Annotated in this window: 1 protein-coding gene; it reads right to left on the reverse strand. The window is 55.0% G+C overall.

Annotated features, from left to right (window positions below; translation table 11 throughout):
- Positions 1–747: LapD/MoxY N-terminal periplasmic domain-containing protein (locus B3P58_RS11850; RefSeq protein WP_286717704.1), on the reverse strand; the 747-nt coding region annotated here is incomplete at both ends.

Here is a 747-nt window from a genome sequence, read left to right on the forward strand (position 1 = left end):
TCAAAGCCACGACGGTTAAGCAAGCCGCTGACATTATCGTTAAACGACTCAGCCCGCAGTTGCTCTGTCATCGCCGATTGTTCGGTGAAAATGCTTTGCAGCTTCTGCACCATTTTGTTCATCGCCAGAACCATGCGCCGCAGCTCACGTGGGCGCGGAATCTCGGTCTGTACCTGCCACTGCCGTTCACAGATGGCCAGCGCCTGACGCTCGACCCGTACCAACGGCCGGAACAGCCAGTTCAGCAGCAACTGCAACAGAACCAGCGTAATCACCAGCACCCACGAGAACCAGATCAGCTCGGCGCGCACCATCGCCCACAAATCGCGGTAAGCAAAATCACTGTGACTGACAACACGTACAGTTCCCAGACGCTGCCACTGACGGGTAACATCCGCTTCCGCCGGAATCATTTCCAGCCCGACCCAATGCATAAACCAGCGCGGTGCTGGTAAATCCCCCGGCGTATCGCGGCTGCGGCGATAGATGGGCTCATCGTCGACCCGCTGCAATTCGATCTCTGCAAAAAAACCACGGTCAAACAGCACATCCATCAGACGGGTTAACTGCACCTCGTCATCAGCCGCTACCTGAGACATGGATAAAGCCAGAGAAGTCGCCGCATCATAAGCCCGGGCATTCAGCTGCTGCTGAAAATAATCACGGCCATTCATAACCATCACCAGCAGATTACCAGCCAGTAAAATAACAACCAGCAAACCGGTGAGCAGGGAAAATTGTTGTCGC

Origin of the sequence: Thalassolituus sp. UBA2009 (genome assembly GCF_002335285.1) — a bacterium.
GTDB lineage: Bacteria > Pseudomonadota > Gammaproteobacteria > Pseudomonadales > Oceanobacteraceae > Venatoribacter > Venatoribacter alkanivorans.